The organism is Rhodococcus sp. OS5, assembly GCF_056837585.1.
In genome coordinates this window covers 314,826-334,394 of record NZ_CM166368.1, presented here as the reverse complement: position 1 = coordinate 334,394, position 19,569 = coordinate 314,826, and the positions used below count along the sequence as shown (strand labels likewise).

19 protein-coding genes and 1 tRNA gene are annotated in these 19,569 nt (G+C 62.4%); 10 read left to right on the top strand and 10 right to left on the bottom strand.

Features of this window, described 5'->3' with window-relative positions:
* Positions 1-115: 115 nt before the first annotated feature.
* From ACVZUB_RS01550 to ACVZUB_RS01530, 5 genes are all read right to left on the bottom strand, one after another.
* Positions 116-2,284: a hypothetical protein gene (locus ACVZUB_RS01550; RefSeq protein WP_482628093.1), complete on the bottom strand. Its 2,169-nt coding sequence runs from the start codon at positions 2,282-2,284 to the stop codon at positions 116-118.
* Positions 2,281-2,619: a hypothetical protein gene (locus ACVZUB_RS01545; RefSeq protein ID WP_312639403.1), complete on the bottom strand. Its 339-nt coding sequence runs from the start codon at positions 2,617-2,619 to the stop codon at positions 2,281-2,283. The genes ACVZUB_RS01550 and ACVZUB_RS01545 overlap by 4 nt, the downstream gene beginning before the upstream one ends.
* A 62-nt stretch (positions 2,620-2,681) precedes the next feature.
* Positions 2,682-3,074 carry a hypothetical protein gene (locus ACVZUB_RS01540; protein WP_482628092.1) on the bottom strand — a complete coding sequence of 131 codons (393 nt, stop codon included), beginning with the start codon at positions 3,072-3,074 and terminating at the stop codon, positions 2,682-2,684.
* 90 nt (positions 3,075-3,164) lie between these two features.
* Positions 3,165-3,848, bottom strand: a complete 684-nt coding sequence (locus tag ACVZUB_RS01535) for an MspA family porin (protein WP_083058165.1) — start codon at positions 3,846-3,848, stop codon at positions 3,165-3,167.
* Between the two features lie 589 nt (positions 3,849-4,437).
* On the bottom strand, positions 4,438-5,289 hold the full coding sequence (locus tag ACVZUB_RS01530) for a glycoside hydrolase family 43 protein (RefSeq protein ID WP_003943973.1): 852 nt from the start codon (positions 5,287-5,289) through the stop codon (positions 4,438-4,440).
* A 251-nt stretch (positions 5,290-5,540) separates the two neighbouring features.
* Here ACVZUB_RS01530 and ACVZUB_RS01525 point away from each other — a divergent pair, with 251 nt between their 5' ends.
* The 3 genes from ACVZUB_RS01525 to ACVZUB_RS01515 all read left to right on the top strand — a co-directional run bounded on the left by ACVZUB_RS01525 (position 5,541) and on the right by ACVZUB_RS01515 (position 7,832).
* Positions 5,541-6,035, top strand: a complete 495-nt coding sequence (locus ACVZUB_RS01525; protein WP_064113896.1) for a DUF1877 family protein — start codon at positions 5,541-5,543, stop codon at positions 6,033-6,035.
* Positions 6,036-6,437: 402 nt separating this feature from the next.
* A complete protein-coding gene (locus ACVZUB_RS01520) occupies positions 6,438-6,818 on the top strand; it encodes a hypothetical protein (protein ID WP_020968146.1) in 381 nt (126 codons plus the stop codon).
* 210 nt (positions 6,819-7,028) lie between these two features.
* Complete coding sequence (locus tag ACVZUB_RS01515; protein ID WP_338927048.1) at positions 7,029-7,832, top strand: neutral zinc metallopeptidase; 804 nt, start codon at positions 7,029-7,031, stop codon at positions 7,830-7,832.
* Between the two features lie 260 nt (positions 7,833-8,092).
* Here ACVZUB_RS01515 and ACVZUB_RS01510 read toward each other — a convergent pair.
* From ACVZUB_RS01510 to ACVZUB_RS01500, 3 genes are all read right to left on the bottom strand, one after another.
* A tRNA-Ser gene (locus ACVZUB_RS01510) sits at positions 8,093-8,179 on the bottom strand.
* A 50-nt stretch (positions 8,180-8,229) separates the two neighbouring features.
* Complete coding sequence (locus ACVZUB_RS01505) at positions 8,230-8,655, bottom strand: MarR family winged helix-turn-helix transcriptional regulator (RefSeq protein ID WP_020968140.1); 426 nt, start codon at positions 8,653-8,655, stop codon at positions 8,230-8,232.
* A 128-nt stretch (positions 8,656-8,783) separates the two neighbouring features.
* Positions 8,784-10,022, bottom strand: a complete 1,239-nt coding sequence (locus ACVZUB_RS01500; protein WP_054188648.1) for a lactate 2-monooxygenase — start codon at positions 10,020-10,022, stop codon at positions 8,784-8,786.
* Here ACVZUB_RS01500 and ACVZUB_RS01495 point away from each other — a divergent pair.
* Positions 10,021-11,010 (top strand): NAD(P)H-quinone oxidoreductase, encoded by a 990-nt coding sequence (locus ACVZUB_RS01495; RefSeq protein WP_007731765.1) that lies wholly within the window; start codon positions 10,021-10,023, stop codon positions 11,008-11,010. The two genes, ACVZUB_RS01500 and ACVZUB_RS01495, sit on opposite strands and share 2 nt — an antisense overlap.
* Before the next feature lie 15 nt (positions 11,011-11,025).
* On the opposite strand, the gene ACVZUB_RS01490 is transcribed toward ACVZUB_RS01495, so the two are convergent.
* Positions 11,026-12,228 (bottom strand): cysteine desulfurase-like protein, encoded by a 1,203-nt coding sequence (locus tag ACVZUB_RS01490; RefSeq protein WP_007731767.1) that lies wholly within the window; start codon positions 12,226-12,228, stop codon positions 11,026-11,028.
* A gap of 132 nt (positions 12,229-12,360) precedes the next feature.
* Between ACVZUB_RS01490 and ACVZUB_RS01485 the strand changes: the two genes are divergently transcribed.
* From ACVZUB_RS01485 to ACVZUB_RS01460, 6 genes are all read left to right on the top strand, one after another.
* Positions 12,361-12,930 (top strand): bacterial proteasome activator family protein, encoded by a 570-nt coding sequence (locus ACVZUB_RS01485; protein ID WP_003943894.1) that lies wholly within the window; start codon positions 12,361-12,363, stop codon positions 12,928-12,930.
* 64 nt (positions 12,931-12,994) lie between these two features.
* On the top strand, positions 12,995-13,867 hold the full coding sequence (gene wzm / locus ACVZUB_RS01480) for a galactan export ABC transporter permease subunit Wzm/RfbD (RefSeq protein WP_064442976.1): 873 nt from the start codon (positions 12,995-12,997) through the stop codon (positions 13,865-13,867).
* Between the two features lie 9 nt (positions 13,868-13,876).
* Positions 13,877-14,683: a galactan export ABC transporter ATP-binding subunit Wzt/RfbE gene (gene wzt, locus ACVZUB_RS01475; RefSeq protein ID WP_007731776.1), complete on the top strand. Its 807-nt coding sequence runs from the start codon at positions 13,877-13,879 to the stop codon at positions 14,681-14,683.
* Positions 14,680-15,576: a galactofuranosyltransferase GlfT1 gene (gene glfT1 / locus ACVZUB_RS01470; protein ID WP_007731778.1), complete on the top strand. Its 897-nt coding sequence runs from the start codon at positions 14,680-14,682 to the stop codon at positions 15,574-15,576. Before wzt ends, glfT1 begins: the two co-directional genes overlap by 4 nt.
* A gap of 174 nt (positions 15,577-15,750) precedes the next feature.
* Positions 15,751-16,821, top strand: a complete 1,071-nt coding sequence (rsgA, locus tag ACVZUB_RS01465; RefSeq protein WP_020968136.1) for a ribosome small subunit-dependent GTPase A — start codon at positions 15,751-15,753, stop codon at positions 16,819-16,821.
* Positions 16,822-16,867: 46 nt separating this feature from the next.
* Positions 16,868-17,695, top strand: a complete 828-nt coding sequence (locus ACVZUB_RS01460; RefSeq protein ID WP_209448254.1) for a TylF/MycF/NovP-related O-methyltransferase — start codon at positions 16,868-16,870, stop codon at positions 17,693-17,695.
* A gap of 3 nt (positions 17,696-17,698) precedes the next feature.
* Here ACVZUB_RS01460 and ACVZUB_RS01455 read toward each other — a convergent pair whose 3' ends face one another.
* The gene (locus ACVZUB_RS01455) at positions 17,699-19,564 is read right to left on the bottom strand and encodes a glycosyltransferase (RefSeq protein WP_082661403.1); all 1,866 of its coding nucleotides are present in this window, start codon (positions 19,562-19,564) and stop codon (positions 17,699-17,701) included.
* Positions 19,565-19,569: the final 5 nt, after the last annotated feature.

The following is a 19,569-nucleotide window of genomic DNA, read 5'->3' as shown; positions in this document are numbered from 1 at the left end:
CGGCATCAAGCGCCGACAGCACCCCCGAGGCTAGGCAGAATGCAATGGCAGCGATCAGCAGGTAATGCACGGTCTCAGTCCCTTCTCTTGGAGCGATCGATCATTGTCTAAGGCTTCAATCAAATGATCGGCCTGCCCGGGTACCCAAGTATGCCCCGAGTAGCGATCCTCCGATTGCACCGATTCCGCCCCCGACTGCGGCACCTATCGGGCCGCCGAGAAACCCGCCGAGTGCGGCGCCACCTTTGCCGCCTGCCCATCCCAATGCGATTGCGCCACCGGAATTTCCCACAGTTTCGCCACGTGGCGCGCCTTCGCGCCACTTGATGACACCCGAGGCAACCTCAACTGCCACCGATAATCTGCTTAAAACAGTACCCACTGCCGCCGACCGAGCGGCCTGCGCAGCGCTCGGGAGCGAACCAGCATGATGCACACCGGTGTTCGCAAGGGCGCCCGCAGATTGCAAGCCCGAGGCGGGGCCACCGAGCGCGGTGCTGCCTTTACTCAAGACAGTTGCGATCTCGGAATCTGTATAGCCGCGGTCTCGCATCTGATCCACCTGCCATTGCAGGTCGTCAAGTTGTTGCTGTGCGGTCAGAGGGACGTTGCCAGTGAAGTCAGCAGGTACGTCGCCATGGGCGAGCGCCCGTTGGTTCGCGGCCCTCTGCGCGGGGCCGATCAAACCGTTGTTGGGATCAGAGTCAAAGATCCCGAATGGTAATTCCATTGGAGGATCTGGCTGCGTCTGCGTTTCCATGTCGAGGTTGTCGAGTGGGTTCCACGGAGGCTCGCTCGCTGTACCCCCGGGTGTATCGGTGCCCGAGTCGGTCGGCGATCCGATATCGAACGGCAGTGGTGTTGTCGGTGCCGGCTGCGTCGGGGCGTCCATGTCGAGGTTGTCGAGTGGGTTCCACGGAGGCTCGCTCGTATCGGTGCCCGAGTCGGTCGGCGATCCGATATCGAACGGCAGAGGCGTTGTCGGTGCCGGCTGCGTCGGCGGATCCATGTCGAGATTGCCCAGTGGGTCGATCCCGCCGACGTCGTTGTAGGGGGAGTCTGTCGGGACGTTGACCATGACCGGTCCGCCGGACTGGTTGACGACCTCACCGCCGCCTTGAAGGGGTGTAGCGGTGACGTCTCGTCCGGTGACCGGGTCGCTGCCGCCGTAGGGGCCGTCAGCAGTGACCGGGTAGATGACGCCCGGGGTGGGGACCACGATTTGGTAGAGCTTGCCGTCACGGATCTCGTAGTAGGTGGGAACCGGATCGCCGTTGACGTCGTACGCCCACGCAGCGGCAACGGTGCCCTGCAAGTCTCCGTTCGCGTCGTAGACACCGACGGACCCGTCGTCGTTGATGCTCATGTGTCCGCCGGGTGGTACGTCGACCACCATTTGAGCTTCATGCGAGGAGGTTTCGTCGTGAATGAGGAAGATGGTGCGTTGTCCGCCACCTGGGTCGGGGATGACCACGACGTCCTGACCGCCGACGAAATACGGCATGAACGGTTTCGCGACCGTACCGACTACCTGGGAGAGAACCGACTCCCACGGACGCGCGCTCACACGCGCACTGAACGGTCCCGGCCGCCCCCTCACTCTCATACCCGCAGCGGTGAACGCCGCGGCCCCGACGAGGACCAGTTCGAGATACCGGTCACGGCCCGAGTCCTCCCCGGCGGTGAAAACATCCGCTGCCAGGTCCGGAACCGTTTGGGCCGGTGCGATATTCGAATCCGAATCCGCGGGGATCGGTCCGGGACCACGATCGGTGGTGGTTCCCTCACCCGGGGTGGGTGTGGGTGAGGGAACCGCTGATGCCGATGCATTGGGGAATGCACCGACACCAGTTTCCGAGGCCGGGGACTCGGAAGTAATGGGCGGAACCTCGATCGTCGGCACAGGGACGATGGGGGTGCCGTTGTAGGTGGGAAAGTTCGTCGGAGCATTCGCGCCGACATCCGGGCCACCGCCTGGAGCCTGCGCACCGGGGAGCCCGACCGTGGTCGTCGGCGCAACTGTCGCCGTCGTGGACGGCGCACTCAGGCACGGGTTGATGATCTCTGGCGGGATGGGTGCACCAGGTGGCAGCGACGCAATGAGATTCAGGTAGATCTGATGATCACGTGCCCGCACCGCCGCGCAGTCTTCTTCCGGCGTCGCATTCGCCGGAGCGGCGGAGAGTGCAATTCCCGCACCGATCGCTCCGGCCGCTCCGGTCAACAGCGCCCCAGCGGCAAGCACTCCCGCGAGAGTCCGGCGAAATCGTCTACCGGACTTCACCGGTGCGCACCACGATTGTCACTCTTCTTCGTTCGGAGTAGCGCGATGAGTTTGTCTGCGCCCCAACAGAACAACCGTCCGGAGATCGACATCCACAAGAAGAACGCCAGGTAAACCAGGATCGTCCCGTAGTCGTTCGCCCAGCCGGCGAGCTTCCCGATCACCGCGAATGCCGCGATCAGCAACCCCAGTCCAACTGCCGTAGCGATCACAGCCTTGGAGAGTGGACTGAGTTCACTGTCCGGATCCCAGTCATCAACGTCTGCAACGTCTTTCCTATCGACGGCAGCGGGTTCCGGTTGGACACTGCGGCGTTCGGCGTTGTTGACGGTCATGACTGGAACTCCAAATGGGAAGGGAGAGCGGGGACAACGGGTCGCCGACGTTCGGCCTGGTATCAGTTCCAGTACTGCTCCGTCAGCACTATGTGCCCCTCACTGGCGGGGTGATTCGGGTCGGAGACAAAGACATTGGCATGCCCACCACGCGCGGCTGCTTCACCGAGCACAGCTCCTTCGAGGGCGTCGACCTTGCCATCGGTAACAGTTATCGCGGAACCAGGCGCCAACCAGACCCCCCTCAGCGAACCTGGAACGATGTTCGCAATCGCATCAGGAATCGGGCTCGCCGCCAATGCCGCGGTTTCCGCATTCGAGAGCGACAGACCGATCCGGCCATGTTCCGGTTCGACGATCGGAGTTGCGGCAGATGCCACGCCGGCGCAGAGAACACCGATCAGGGCGATACCTGCGGTGAGAGTTCCGGCAGTGGCCAAGGTACGAATCTTCATGATTTCTCCTTTGTGGGCGTGATGAGTAACCACCCCTGGACGGGGCGGATCGGGAATAGTCGCCAGCAGCGCTGACGACGGCTGCGTGGGTTAGAGCCAGGTGGTATCGGAGTACACGAACAACGTGTTGTCGGACGTCGCCGTCGACACCGAGAGTTGTGCGTACGAGCGGATCGTCACCGGCCCCATGCACGCATCAACCTTCACGTGCACGTTCTCTGCCGTGATCGACGCCTTCGACGACTCGAGATCCTTCTTCCCCAACGGAATCGTCGTGATCGTGCCCGGCGCAATCGTCGACTGAATACTCGGATTCACCGACGCATTCACACCCACGTTCGCCGACGGGACACCCGAAATACTCACACCGACAGACGGGCCGAGCGAAAAGCCAAGCCCCAAGCCAAGTCCGGAGGAGACATCGATCTGGCAGCCGATCTGCAATCCCTGCTCGACATAACCGGTCTTCACCGCCGAATCGCCCGCACCACCGATCGTGCCGGTCACCTTCGCCGACACGAACCCCTCACGAGTGAACGCCGTCGTCGCCAGATTCGGCACCGGATTCGCCGACAGTTTCGTGGCGGCAAGATCCAACGACCAGCCGTCATCGGTGACCGTGCTCGCGAATTTGTCCGCCAACGCCGTCGGCGTTGCCGATGCGCTCCCTGCGAAGACCACACCCGACGACAGCGCGGCAACCGCACACGCCGCGAGCCCTACCGCGGCCCTCGATCGACGGTGGGATACGCCGTTTTGCGATTCGATCGACATGAACTGCTCCTCCACGTGACACAGCAACCAGAGCGGTAGCCGACAACTAACTGAATTAGTTACCGGACGGTACCAATCGTCCTGTTTGCCCGCCAGCGCGCCATCTCCCCCATCTTGGATTTAGGGTGAACTTTCGGTAACAGATATATATCGACAGGCTTATCAGCAGCGAAAAGGACCTAGGTCCTACTATGAGCAAGGTCACCGTTACGGACGAGAAGATCCCTCAGAAACAGTGCGGCAAATCGAATTGAATCCGCATTTCGCGGGCCTCAGAGCAGTTGGAGACCGAAAGTGCGGGCATCAAGCCAGTGCGCGTACTTGAATATGAAACTAACAGGCATTACTTGGCAATCAATCGTGAAGTACGGCGCCCGAGCGGGGCCTGGGAGCGCAACTCTGCACAGCTCACGCGGAGATACTCACTTCGTGGTCGGCGCGAACTCGTCGGACCCACTGGCATCGCATCGTTAGCTTGTCAATCACTGATTAGCGCAGGCGACGCACACAAGTAGTACGCAAGTACGAGAAAAGGCTCTGACCAAGACCGGAGTCCTTGATCAGAGCCTTACCAACTCGGGGTCGAAAGTTATGCCGGTTCTCTCATGATGCCGAGATGCCGTGCAGTCCCGGACACCCCAGGAACCTCTTGCACAGGAGACCAGGTGTTCAGCCCGTCCGTGCTGTCGGAGTAGAGATACTTTCCTTCGGTATAGGCGTCGAGATAGATCCGCCAGTCGCCGCTCGGCAACTGAACCACGGCCGGACCTTCGACAAGCGAACCCCAATTCCCGGGCGGGACAAACGAATAAGGTCCCGTCACCGAAGGAGCGACCGCATGCTCGACGACCTTCCTCGTCTCGTTCTTGGTGAACGCATGATAGGTCGATCCAACTTTGACCACGGTGGTGTCGATGTGGTCCGCACCGATCCCGGCGAGCGGAACAGGCGGGCTCCACAACCGGAGCGACGGTTCCAACGCCGTCATCAGATACGGCACAAATCCTCCACCGGTCGACATCGACAGGATGACGTTGACGCGATCGCCGTCCACAAACCATTCAGGCGCCCAGGCCTTGGTGACGAATGGTGACAGCGACGGTCCGTCGCTGAAACCAGCCGAACCCGAGAAGCCCGGGGGGCTCGCAGAACCGGTGCCATCTCCCGTACCAGGCATCAAGGCGCAGCAAAACGGAACCGGATAGTTCCCCAGCGGCGTCCAGTTGATGCGGTCGCTGCTGCGTGCAAACCCGATGTTCGCCCCACCACCCGTCGTGTAGGTGAGGTAGTACAACCCGTCCGTGTTCCGGAAGATGCTCGGATCACGCACGAGCCCAGATGGCGGCCTGTACGCCGACTGCTGGACGAGTTGAAAGCCGGTGCCGTCAGCCGACTCGTAGACATCCATGTCACGGTCGCTGGCATTGCTGAACGCCACCATTGTGTATTTCCAGTCAGGCGGCGGCGCGGCGCTGCTGGCAGGGGCTGCGACCAGCAACCCCGCGACGACGAGGATCACCAGCGATACAACCGAAAGGCCGGTCCGTTTTGTCGGAATCACCGATGAAGTATGTACGACAGCCGGCCCACCATGGGTAACTTCGGTCGGAGTTAGAGCAGGATCGTTACCTGAGGCGATTCGTCCCGTAGTGACGGCGGGACGGCGGCAAGGTCGGCCGTTAGCATCACGCCATGGAACTTGGGGTGCATTTCGCGCTGTCAGACAGCGTGGCAGCGGAACTTCTGGACGCGCGCGGCGACGACGACAAACTCGGCGCTGTGGTCGAGGACATCGAGGAGACGGGCCGATCCGAGTTCTCGTGCGACACGGACAAGGCGTGGGATCCGATCCTGTGCGCCCTCTCCAGCACGGGGTACGAGCGCGTGTCCGAGAACTGGCCGGCCTACGGCGTGATCTTGGGGGACGAAGATCTCAACACCGACACCGACGACCAACTCGTCACCTACCTCGCACCCGATCGGGTCGCCGAAGTCTCCTCGTACCTGGCGGAAATCACCGAATCCGAGTTCGGCGTGCGCTACGACGCGATGCCGCTCGACGACCGCAACCCGGAATACGGCTCCGACGAGCGCGGGTACGCCTGGGGCTGGCTTCAGGAAGTGGCGGACTTTTTCCAGCGCGCGGACCGAGAGCATCGCCACGTGGTATTCACCGTGCGGTTCTGACAGTCGAGAGCCCACTGCCGAAGCAGCGCGCCCTCGAAGAATGAAAGACCGCTTGACAGTGGCGCTCAACTGCGGAGGACCCTCTGCGCGGGTTCTTGCTCTGACAATTCCTGTGCCGCAGCGTTTCTGGGTGACCGAGTGCGTGTCCTTCTCGCAGCCAGACCGAGCAGTAACGGAAACGTAACGACAGCCCGCGCGCCTCTCTGGCATTCACGATCTTGACCAGCAGTTTCACTGAAACAGTTTATTCTTCAACGGATTTCCAGTAGTGAGCTGCATCTCAAACCAACCCAATGGATTGCTCATTGTTTGCGACATGTCGTTGACTGTTACCGGAAGAATCAGACAAAGCGGCCCGTGGAGGCGCCAACTCGAGTGGGCCACCGACGAGGGAGAAGCCGAATGACGCACCTACGCAGGATGATTACCGCGGCCGCATTGATACCTGCCGGTATCGCAGCCATCGCACTCAGCGGCGCGGGCGCAGCATCAGCTGTTACTCCGATCGCCGACAACGGGCGCATCGGCGTGCAGCTGAACCAGGGTGAGACGGCATTGTTCGGCCAGCTCAATGCCGGCGCTGCGATCGAAAGCATCACTAACTCCACCCAGATCGGCGTGCGCCTCGCACCAGGATCGCGCTTCGAGAGCGGCCCCAACGTCGTCTGGGGACGTCTCGACCAGTTCGCCAACGAAGCAGCCTCCCGTGGTGGAGAAATTTCTCTCGGCGTACTCAACCCGGCGAGGGGTTCACAGCAGTTCTTCTTCATTCAGAACTGGTAATACCCTCCGCCGTCGAATTGATGCTTCGCTCTTCCTGTGGCGGGGCGGAGTATTTTTCGTTTCCCGTGGCCACGTTCGTCGCCGAGTGTTGAACAGGCGACGTTATCCCGGACGACTTTTGCGAGGACTGCAATCGGGCACCGATGCGTGCGGGAATTCCCTGTGCCGCTGCGTAATAACGCATCCACAACCGACCCCTGAGGCGAACGAATGAGCTGGACTCGAAAAGAGATAGCGATCATCGTGACCGCCACCGCGGTCGGGCTGGTCGTCGTCCTGGTGGTCGGGGTCAATCTCGCCGCCTCCGCGGTGAAACGGGTGCTGCCGTCATATGAAGCGGTCGCCGAAACCAGCCAACGATTGACCGACACGGATATGCAGTTCCCGGAGATCGACTGCACGCCAGTCGATTGGCGCGGCGACATCACCCGTCAAAAGAGGTATGCGGAAGGGGTGATGGCCTGCCTGGACGAGATGTGGAGCCCCGCTGTCGACAGAGAACTCAGAGGCGGCAACCTCGTGACACCTCACGTCGACATGCGCCTCGAAGGCGACGATGCACCCATCCTCTGCGGAGAAGGCGCAGACGTCTACGGGATCAGTTTCTACTGCCCCAGAAACCAGACCATCCGCATCTGGACGTACGACAGTTTCAACGAACTCGACCTCGTCAGAGTCGCCACCCACGAATACGGACATCACCTTCAGGAGGCGATGGGGATCGAATCGCAGCTGTCGTCATTGGCCGCGCGGGAAAACGATCACCGCGAGGTGATGTTGATGACCAAACGCCTGGAAGCTCAAGCTGAATGCCTGTCCGGCGTCAGCGCCAATCACATCCTGCCCTACCTCGCCGAACTGTCAGTACAAGAAGACGACATCGACATCCCCGGCGAAGACCCCGAAGACACCCACCCGAGTCAGGCCAACAACAGAATGTGGTTCAACCGAGGAATGCAGGAGGGACTCAGCTCCTGCGACGCGTGGAACGCACCGGAATCAGAGATTCGATGAATGCGTAACGCCGCCTGAGTCCTTTTTTGGGGGGGCATGGCTAGTCATTCATTTCGGACGGAACTGGGGCGGTGGAGTGGTTGCGAGATTGCGGGAAGTCCCCGACAAGAACGATCATCCCGCTGTCAAAGGCTGGATCCAGCTCTCGAAGGAACTGCAGCGACGTCGCTCTACGCCGACGCGGACCTCGTCGACGGCGATCTTGGCACGATCGGACACGAAAAGGCCCCTCACCTGTATGAACAAGTGAGGGGCATCTGCGGAAGCGGAGGGATTTGAACCCCCGGTGGGTTTAACGCCACGCTCGCTTTCAAGGCGAGTGCATTCGGCCGCTCTGCCACGCTTCCGTGGGCGATCCTATCGGGTGTTCCCACGGACCGCGAAAACGGCTCCGGAGTCAGCGCTCGCCGATGGCTTTGTCGACCTTCTCGAAGACGTCTGCCAGCACGTCCAGTTCCTGGGGAGTCAGCAGATCGACCAGATTGTTCCGCACTCCGGCCACGTGAGTAGGCGCTGCCTCGGCGAGGCGACGCCTACCCTCTTCCGTGATCCGAGCGAGCACGCCGCGACCATCTTCGACGCAAGTGTCTCGCACGACGATGCCCTGAGATTCCATCCGCCTGATCTGGTGCGTCAGGCGGCTCCGCGAAGACAGCACGCCGTCTGCCAGGTCACTCATCCGCAACGACCCGTCAGCTGACTCCGAGAGCATGACCAAAATGCGGTAATCGGCCAACGACAGGTCGTGTGAATCCTGCAGTTCGCGGTTGAGAACCTCCATGAGGCGCTGATTACCGTCCATGTAGCCGCGCCATGCACGCATCTCGCACGGCGTCAGCCACGGTGTCTCACCGTGCGCCGCCTGCGATGTCTCCTCGGTTGTCGCTTCAGCTGTCACAGGTTCCAAGTTTAGACCTGTGTCCGCCCGTCACAGTAAGACTCACCCTAAAGTCACGAATTGGACATCAGGATCGAACGATCGATTTCGGCGACCGATGCCAGCCCCGCCAGTCCCATGGTGAGATCCAGGTCGGCCAAGAGACTCCGGAGCGCATGACGCACTCCGTCCGCTCCGGCCAATCCCAACCCGTACACCCACGGCCGCCCGTACAGCACTGCATCGGCACCCAAGGCCAGAGCCTTGATTACGTCTGCACCACAACGAATTCCGGAGTCCATCAGGATGTCCACCTCATCCCCCACCGCATCAGCGACGGGACCGAGAGCATCGAGTGCCGAAATCGACCCGTCGACCTGACGCCCACCATGGTTGCTCACGACGATGCCGTTGGCGCCGGCCGCGACGGCCTCACGTGCGTCGTCGGGATGGACAATTCCCTTCACTGCGATCGGAAGTGTCGTCCACTGGCGAAGTTTCGCGATATCCGCGATCCGCACCGCATGGTTACCGAACAACGACACCCACGTGAGAACCGCGATCTGCAGGGCTTCTGCACTCTCCTCGGGAGGCGTCGCCAATTTGGCGCGGAACACCGGATCCGACAGATAGTTGGCAATACCTTTCGCCTGCAGGAACGGAAGGTGACCGAGTTCGAGATCCCTTGGACGCCAACCCATACCGGGAGTGTCGGCAGTCAGGACGATAGCCTTCGCGCCCGCCGTCTCCGCTCGACGGACAAACGACTCGGCAAGCTCGTCGTCGGCCGGCCAGTACAGCTGGTACCACCAGTTATCGCCCGAGGCCGCCGCTACGTCTTCGATGGTCGAGGATGCCGCCGTCGAGAGAATCGATCCGATCCCCAACTCGGCAGTGACCGAACCGACCGCAACCTCGGCGTCGTCGTGGACCAAGCCGAGCACGCCCACCGGAGCCGTCAGGATCGGTGCAGCCAACCGCGTCCCCAACACCTCGACGCTCAGATCGCGTGCGTCCGGCGCCGCAGTCCCCCGCAACATCCGCGGCACGATCGCATGCTTGTCGAACGCACGCAGATTCGACTCCGCGGTTCGTTCGGTCGACGCGCTACCGGCGATGTACCCGAAGGCCTCCGGTGAGAGTTGCTCGCGCGCGGCATCTTCCAAGCCCGCCGCAGTCATCGGCAAAGCCGGCTTCGCGCCGCTCAGTCCCGTCAGATAGATCTCGTTCTGCATGTTCCCGAAGTAAGTCACGTCCGCGACGGTAGCGGCAAAACACCCGTCAGCGGGGAGATTCGCTAGCGTCGTATCCATGTACGCCATAACGATCGATCAGCCCGGCGGTCCCGAGGTCATGAAATGGGCGCAGCAGCCCGATCCTGAACTACCTCGCGGGCACGTACTCGTCGAGGTCGCCGCAACCGCGGTCAACCGCGCCGACCTGCTCCAACGTCAAGGCTTCTACCCGCCGCCGCCCGGCGCGAGTGACATTCTCGGCCTCGAATGCTCGGGTGTGATCACCGAGCTCGGCGAAGACGTCACCGGTTGGTCCGTCGGCGACGAAGTCTGCGCATTGCTGGCCGGCGGCGGCTACGCCGAGAAGGTTGCGGTCCCGGCAACACAACTTCTCCCGGTTCCCGCTGGCGTCGATCTCCGGGTCGCAGCGTCCCTGCCGGAAGTTGCGTGCACGGTGTGGTCCAACGTCGTGATGCGCGGAGGTCTTCGACGCGGACAGGTCCTCCTCGTCCATGGCGGTGGCGGCGGAATCGGCACCCACGCCATCCAGGTCGGCAAAGCCCTCGGCGCCCGCGTCGCAGTTACCGCGGGTTCGGAGGACAAATTGAACCGCTGCCGCGAATTGGGCGCGGATATTCTCATCAACTATCGCGACAGCGACTTCGTAGCATCACTCGCCGAAGCCACCGACAACCACGGCGCCGACGTGGTTCTGGACAACATGGGAGCGTCGTACCTCGGGCGCAACGTCGACGCACTCGCCATGGACGGCCACGTCGTGATCATCGGAATGCAGGGTGGCCGCAAGGGTGAAGTCGACATCGCCAAGCTGATGGGAAAGCGCGGAAACATCACGTCCACAGGCCTGCGCGGGCGTCCGCTCACCGGCCCGGGCGGTAAAGCGGACATCGTCGCCGACGTCCGCGCGAAGCTGTGGCCGCTGATCGCAGACGGATCGGTCCAACCGATCGTGTCGACCGAACTTCCGATCACCGAGGCGCCATTAGCCCATCAATTGCTGGATTCGCCGGAAACCGTAGGCAAGGTCATCCTCACCGTGAAGTGAGCCGAGCGGGGTCGATCAGCCCAGGGCGCCGAGTTCGGCGACCAGCTGATTGATCTCGTACCGCGTCGTGTACGGCGCAAGGCCGACGGTGACCGCGCCGCCTTCGTCGTTGACACCGAGGGCGTCGAGCAGCCTGGAACCACCATGCGTACCGCTGACCGTCGCGATGCGCTTGTCGGCCAGGTGCGCCGCGACCTTGTCTGCCGCCATCCCCTCGAGTGTGAAGCTGAGCGTCGGCACCCGCGTGGGTGCGCCGCCGATCACCATCACGTTGGGCAGGGCTGCGAGAGAACGCATGAGGTGATCGAACAGACCGTCCTGGTAGTCCTGCAGCGAGCTGATCGAGGTTTCGAGGCGCTCACGCCTGGTTCCCGTTGCCGATTCGTCCAAGCCCGCCAGGAAATCGATCGACGACGTGAGACCGGACAGCAGCGCGAACTGATGACCGCCCACCTCGAGTCGCTCGGCGCCACGCGCGTACGGGTTGAGCGACACGGCCGGAATCCGGTCGAGCAGTCCGGGATCGCGGAAGACGAGTGCGCCCACCTGTGGACCGCCCCACGACGGCGCGCTGACGGCAACGATGTCCGCCCCGAGATCAGCCATGTCCACATGCGCATATGGCGCTGCACCGACGGCGTCGACCACCATCAGTCCGCCGAATTCGTGCAGACGATCAGCTGCGGCGCGGACGTTCGGAGCCGAACCGACGACCGGTGATGCGGCCGTCAAGGCCACCAATCGAGTGGTCGAGGTGATGAGATCGTTGAACTGCCAACTCGGGAGCTCACACGTTTCGATTTCGACCTCTGCCCATCGCACCTGAGCGCCGTAGCGACTGGCCACACGAAGCCAGGGCGCGACGTTCGCCTCTTCGTCGAGGCGCGAGAGCACGAGACCGGTTCCGAGGCCCAACCGCGAACTGAGCGACTCGGCGAGCCAAGCCAACAACACTGCTCGGTCTGATCCGAGAACGACTCCCGCAGGATCTCCGCCGACCAGATCGGCGACCGCGGTGCGCGCACTCTCGAGAATGGCAGCACTACGACGGTTCGAGACGTGGCGACCGGAGGAAGAAGATGCAGAGGCACGGAACGCGGTGGAGACCGTCCGCGAGACGGCGTCCGGGATCTGCATTCCGGCCTGCGGATCGAGGTGGATCCAGCCGTCACCGAGTGAGGGAATCAACCCCCGTACGCGGGCAACGTCGTAAGCCATGCTCGACACTCTAGGTGCAGACGCCCGCTTAGTCGAAGGCAGTCACCCAATTACCCGTCAGTACAGTTATTCGGTAGCTAACTTTTTGGGGGTTACGCGGCGTTTGTCGCCCACACACGACAAGATGGAAGCATGACGAACCCCGACAAAGAGCAGGTACTCGTTATCGGACCCGACGGTCGACCCGTCGCGATGCCGGCGGCCGAGGCAGAGGCCTCCACATCTGGCACCACCGAAGGCGCGGAATCCGAAGCCGAGTCCGTCGCCGAGATGGTCGAGCAGCCGGCGAAGGTCATGCGAATCGGCACGATGATCAAACAACTGTTGGAAGAAGTGCGCGCCGCGCCGCTCGACGACGCCAGCCGCAAGCGCCTCAAGGACATCCACACCTCGTCCATCCGAGAACTGGAACAGGGCCTGGCACCCGAACTCCGTGAAGAACTCGAGCGATTGAGCCTCCCGTTCACCGACGACTCCATTCCCTCCGACGCCGAACTGCGAATCGCGCAGGCCCAACTCGTCGGCTGGCTCGAAGGACTGTTCCACGGAATTCAAACCGCACTGTTCGCGCAGCAGATGGCAGCGCGCGCTCAGCTCGAACAAATGCGGCAGGGTGCACTGCCTCCCGGCATGAGCATCGGGGCTCCGCATTCGCCTGCGCATCCGGACCAACAGAGCCCGGGAACCGGCCAGTATCTGTAACTCGGACCACCACTAGGTCCGAGGGAAATCCGGCGCCGACGCCAGGCCGGTAGGCTCGACCTCCGTGTCAGCATCCGCAATCGAATCCGAGACGCCGGACGCACCTGCGCCCGTGTCCGACTCCCAGACGTTCCGTCGTGCGTTCAAAGACCTTCGCGACGGTCTGAATCAGCGTGAGTTGTGGCTCAGCCTCGGCTGGCAGGACATCAAACAGCGCTACCGCCGGTCGGTGATCGGACCGTTCTGGATCACGATCGCCACCGGCGTTCAGGCCGCCGCGATGGGTCTTCTGTACTCCGCGTTGCTGAACATTCCGCTCAAGGAGTTCCTGCCGTACGTCACGGTCGGGCTGATCGTGTGGAACCTGATCAGTGCAAGCATTCTCGAAGGTTCCGAGGTCTTCATCGCCAACGAGGGCCTGATCAAGCAGTTGCCGTCGGCGTTGAGTGTGCACGTATATCGCCTGGTTTGGCGTCAGGTGCTGTTCTTCGCGCACAACTTCGCGATCTACATAGTTCTTCTGTTCGCGTTCAGTATCTGGCAGAACATGAGCTGGACGGCGCTCGCGGCAATACCGGCATTCGTGCTGATCGTCGCGAACACGCTGTGGGTCTCGATCGTCTTCGGTATCTTCTCCACCCGGTACCGCGACATCGCCCCCATCCTCGGCAGCCTCACCCTGCTGCTGTTCGTGCTGACGCCGATCATGTGGACAACTCAGGCCCTCAAGGACCAGGGTGGGCAAGCCATGGAACGGGTCCGGCTCGCCGAACTCAATCCGCTGTACCACTACCTCGAGATCATCCGAGCACCACTCATCGGGGCCGACCAGCAGGCATACCACTGGTACATCGTCATCGCCTTCACCGTCGTCGGCTGGGCCGTCGCGATTCTGGCACTCCGCAAGTACCGGGCACGCGTGCCCTACTGGGTCTAGAGGAAACACATGAGTCAGCCAGTCAGCATCCACACGCAGAACGCGTGCGTCGACTTCCCGATCTTCGACGCGAAATCCCGCTCGCTCAAGAAGGCCTTCCTCGGCAAGGCCGGAGGATCCATCGGCCGCAACGACTCCGATGTCGTCGTCGTCGAAGCGCTCCGCGACATCACGATGACGCTCAAGGAAGGCGACCGCATCGGGCTCGTCGGCCACAACGGCGCCGGCAAATCCACCCTGCTGCGCCTGCTCTCCGGAATCTACGAACCGACCCGGGGATCCGCCAGCATTCGCGGACGCGTCGCACCCGTCTTCGACCTCGGTGTCGGCATGGACCCGGAAATCTCCGGGTACGAGAACATCATCATCCGCGGCCTGTTCCTTGGTCAGACCCGCAAGCAGATGCTCGCGAAGATGGACGAGATCGCCGAATTCACCGAACTCGGTGAATACCTCTCCATGCCACTGCGTACCTACTCCACCGGTATGCGCGTTCGCGTTGCCATGGGCGTCGTGACCAGTATCGATCCCGAGATCTTGCTTCTCGACGAGGGCATCGGTGCCGTCGACGCGGAATTCATGAAGAAGGCCCGCATCCGGCTGCAGAAGCTGGTGGAACGCTCCGGCATCCTGGTATTCGCCAGCCACTCCAACGAATTCCTCGCTCAGCTGTGCAACAGTGCGATGTGGATCGACCACGGCCAGATCCGCATGCAAGGCGACATCGAAGACGTCGTACGCGCCTACGAAGGTGACGACGCCGCCGAACATGTGCGCCACGTGATCAAGGAAATGGAACGGGAGAACACCCCGTGAGCGCACCCGAGAAAATCATCGGGGTCGTCGTCACTCACAAACGTCGTGAACTGCTGGCCGAATCCTTGAAGGTTCTCAGCACCCAGTCGCGTCCGCTCGATCATCTGGTCGTCGTCGACAATGCCGACGAAGCCGATGTGAAAGAGCTCGTCGACAACGCTCCACTGCCGACCAGTTACATCGGTTCTCAGCACAACCTCGGCGGTGCCGGAGGATTTGCTCTTGGCATTCTCTACGCGCTTTCACTCGGCGCCGACCGCGTCTGGCTCGCCGACGACGACGGCCGCCCGGAGGGGCCTGAGGTCCTGGAAACACTGCTCGACTGTGCAATTCGGAACGACCTGGCCGAGGTCTCCCCCGTCGTCTGCGACATCGACGACCCCGACCGCCTTGCCTTCCCACTTCGCCGCGGCACGTCGTGGCGCCGGTTGCGTTCCGAGCTCGGCGACGAGGATCTCCTGCCCGGCATCGCGTCCCTCTTCAACGGCGCACTGTTCACCGCCGACGCGATCGATGCCGTCGGAGTTCCGGATCTACGCCTGTTCGTCCGCGGCGACGAGGTCGAGGTACACCGTCGCCTCGTGCGCTCCGGCCTGAAGTTCGGTACCTGCCTGCAAACTGCTTATGTCCACCCCAACGGCGCGGACGAGTTCAAGCCGATCCTCGGCGGACGCATGCACACGCAGTACCCCGACAACGACACGAAGCGCTACTTCACGTACCGCAACCGTGGATACATCCTCTCCCAACCGGGAATGCGGAAACTGCTTCCGCAGGAATGGGTTCGGTTCGGCTGGTACTTCCTGATCACACGCCGCGATCCGGCCGGACTGCGCGAGTGGATGCGATTGCGCAAGCTCGGCCGGGAAGAGAAGTTCGAACGTCCGAGTTAAGTCGGCCGCCCCGAGTTAATTCAGTTGCACAGTCGCGTCTGCGGCTGAGACGATTCTGATCCGACGCATGGTGCGTCCTGAGATTTTCGAGGAGTGAGTATTGATGACTGTCGTGTTCCGCAGTTTCAGCACCGTCAACATTCACACTTCTTCGTACTCGAGGACACACTCACCATGCCGGAAAACAGCGCGCCCCTGACCGAATACGGTTGGAACGCAACACTCTCGAACACATTCACTGCCCTGGCCCCACCGGACTCCGCACCCGGGCGCGTTCTTCGCGTCGACCGGGGGCGGTGTGACGTGGCCGTCGCCGAAGGCACAGTTCGCGCACTCAGCGGCAGCGATCCACTCTGTACGGGTGACTGGGTCGCCGTGGCCGAGTTACGGGACTCACGCGAACCCGAGATGCACACGGTCACTTCGATACTCCCCCGATCAAGCAGCATCGTTCGATCCTCGGCATCCGGAAAATCGGAAGGCCAGATTCTGGCGGCCAATGTCGACACCGTCGTCATCGCCACGGCTTCGGACGGCGACGTCGATCTCGGGCGCATCGAGCGACTACTCGCACTCGCCTGGGAAAGTGGTGCAACCCCTGTCGTCGCACTCACCAAATCGGATGCAGCTCACTATATCTCCGACACTCTCGCCGAGGTCACTGCCATTGCGCCCGGCGCAACAGTGCTGGCCGTCAGTGCCGAGACCAACGAAGGAATGGATGTACTCGATGCAGTTCTGGACGGCACCGTGGCGATACTCGGTCCATCAGGCGCCGGTAAGTCGACGCTCGCGAACGCCCTCCTCGCGGACACCACAGACGCCGATCGACTCGAGACCGGTCGCGTTCGGACCGGTGACGGAAAGGGACGCCACACCACCGTCACCAGAGAGTTGATCTCATTCTCCGGCGGCCGGACACTGATCGACACACCCGGCCTGCGAGGGGTCGGCATGTGGAACGCGGCGGAGGGGATCGAGAAGACGTTCCCCGAGATCGAGGAGCTGATTGCAGAGTGCCGGTTCTCCGATTGCGCACACAACTCCGAGCCGGGATGCGCAGTCCTGAGCGCACTCGGGCGTGGCGATATCGATGAGCGGAGGCTCGCGAGCTACCGGAAACTACAGCGAGAGAATGCATGGAACGCCGCGCGAAGCGATGCTCGTCTGCAGGCAGAGAGGACGCGGGAGATCAAGGTGATCTCCCGACAACTCAAGAGTCACTACCGCGGTCGGGACCGGTAGCGAACAAAGCCTGGCAGCATGGGGGTGATCCCGACGAGAGGTTGCCATGTTCGAGCAGTTCCGTTCCAGCGCCAGAACCAAGCTTCAGCGTGCGGTATCCGAGGTGGTCGAGGCCGCCGACCGGCGCAACGCAGATCGCACGCAACAGATCCTCGACGCGCTGGCACTCTCACGTGACGAACTGGCCGAGGCCCGCGGTGACATCGCGGGCCTCCGGTCCAGGATCGACGAGCTGGAATTTCGCCAGCGTCGGGATCTGGCCTACGCCGTGGATCTGGAAGCGACAGCGTCGACTGCCGAGTTCATCCTCGAACACCTTCGAGTCGCGGAGACATTCGGCCACCCGCACGACACGCTGCGCCACGCATTGGGCTTGATCGAAATACCCGGCATGGCACTCGAATTCGGCGTCGCCAGCGGAACCACACTCAGGATCGTCGCGGAGGCTTTCACCGAACGCGAGGGGACCGTCGCAGGTTTCGACGTGTTCTCCGGCCTTCCGGAGACCTGGCGCACCGGGTTCCCGGTCGGCGAGTTCGCACAGGAATCCATCCCCGAAGTGCCTGGAGCGCAACTTGTTCCGGGCCTCTTCGAGGACACCTTGCCCTCGTTCCTGAACGACGAACCCGGCCCCGTTGCGTTCCTGCACCTCGACGCCGACCTTTACTCGTCCACCAAGACCGTGCTCGATCTGCTCGGCGACCGACTGGTACCCGGGTCGATCGTCGTCTTCGACGAGTTCTTCAACTATCCCGGGTGGCAGCTGCACGAGTACCGGGCGTGGACGGAGTTCGTCACACGCACCGGCATCTCGTTCGAATATCTCGGGTACACCGTCGACAACGAGCAGGTCATCGCCAAGATAGTGCGTTGAGGCTCACTTTTCGTACAGACGAGCCCAGTTCTCGCGGCTGGTGAGCTGCGGGAACTCACGAGCGAATGCTTCAGCCACACTTGGCGCTTCGGCGAGGAACCGCTTCATGACGCCGGCGAGGCGACCGCTCATCTCGGCGGCCTTCTCGCTGTCGAAGCGGCGTTCACGCACGCCTCCCTGCGAAGCATCGGTGACGAAGACGTGATCGAAACGTCCGACGTGCCACCACTGCGCATCTTCGTACGAGATCGCCACCGGACCCCGCTCCAGATGATTGCGCGCCTGCATCACAGCGCGTTTCGCCAAAACGAGGTCTGTCCACAAACCGGGTTTCGGGCTGGGCGCAACGCGACGGATCGGCAGCCTCCCCGGCAACTCCGACGCCGGGCGAGTTACCGTCTCGGGGAAGCGCTTACGTTCCTGGTTGATCGCGGCAAGCGCCTCCTGCCCACCGTCCGCCAAACCTTCCGGCCCCTCGAGGAATCCCTCGATCGCCCGGAGTTGCGTGTGTGCAAGGCCGTACTGCAACCCGACGATCGAATGCGAAATGTCGCGAGAGAGTTGCTTCGCGAGCGTTTTGGGCGCGAACCCCGGGTCGAGCGAAGCGGTGATGAGTCCGTTGCGCGTACTGAAGTAGTGCGCGAAACCGTCGACGTCCTTCCAATAGAAGTCCGCATGCCACACAGCAGCCGACGGCAACGTGATGGTGGGAATCCCGGCCCGCCCGGCCCGCAAGCTGTACTCGACGTCGTCCCACTGGAAGAAGACCGGCAGTGGCAAGCCGATCCGCTCGATGGCTTCAGCAGGAATCAGGCAAGACCACCAGCCGTTGTATTCGGCGTCCACGCGACGTTCCGGCAGTTTCTCGAGCACACTCCGGTTACGAACACCGTGCTCATCGGTCGGTACACCACGCTGAAGCGTGCCCAGATCCACGCGTTCACCCGAAGCCAGCAGGTAGTCGGGGTTGAACAGGAAGAGCATCTGGGCACCGATCAACGCCGGCTCCGTCGTCATGTTCGCGAACGCACTCAGTCGAAGAACCGATTCGGGTTCGCACAGAATGTCGTCGTCCATCAAGATCACGTCGGCGTGCGGCCCGGCCGCCGAAGCCTCGTACAGGCCCCGGGTGAATCCGCCGGCACCACCCAGATTCGCCTGCCGCAGATATTGCAACCGCGAACCGAACTTCTTCGACACTTCCTGGAACAGCTCACGGCTCTCTACCGGATCCGTTCCCTGATCGACGACGTACAGAGCGTCGAGCAACGCGAGTACACGCTCGTCGGACGCGAGGGCCTCGACCGTGCGCGCACAGTCGTCCGCACGATTGAACGTGCAGATCGCCACGGCTACCGGGCGAATCGACTCCGGCGAGACGACGGTCCATTCCACATCGTCGACCACTGCGCCGCCACCCTGCGCTTCGAACTGCAGCCACAGTGCCCCGCCGTCGACGAAAGTATCGAGCGGGGCGGTCATGGACACTCGCTCGTCGCCGGTCACGACGACGTTCGTCACGATACGACGGTGGCCACCGATGTCCGAGGCCTGGATCTGGATGCGGCAAGCGGTATCGGCCACGACATGTGCAGTGACGGTGACCTCGGTGACATTGGTCCAGCGCTGCCAGTAGCTGGCCGGAAAACGACCGAAGAAGGTATTGGTGTGCGCGACCGCGCCCGGCTGAAGCCGCAACTCGAACCGCGATCGCGTCGACATACCGACCTTGGTCACCGCATACAGTTCGTCACTGGCGACGGGCGAAGTTCCGGTGAACAACGTCCGCTGCGCCAGCAGTCGATCCGACGTCGCGCTGCGTTCGATCAACTCGACTCCGGAATCGGACTGGTCATCGGTCGTGTTCACGGTAT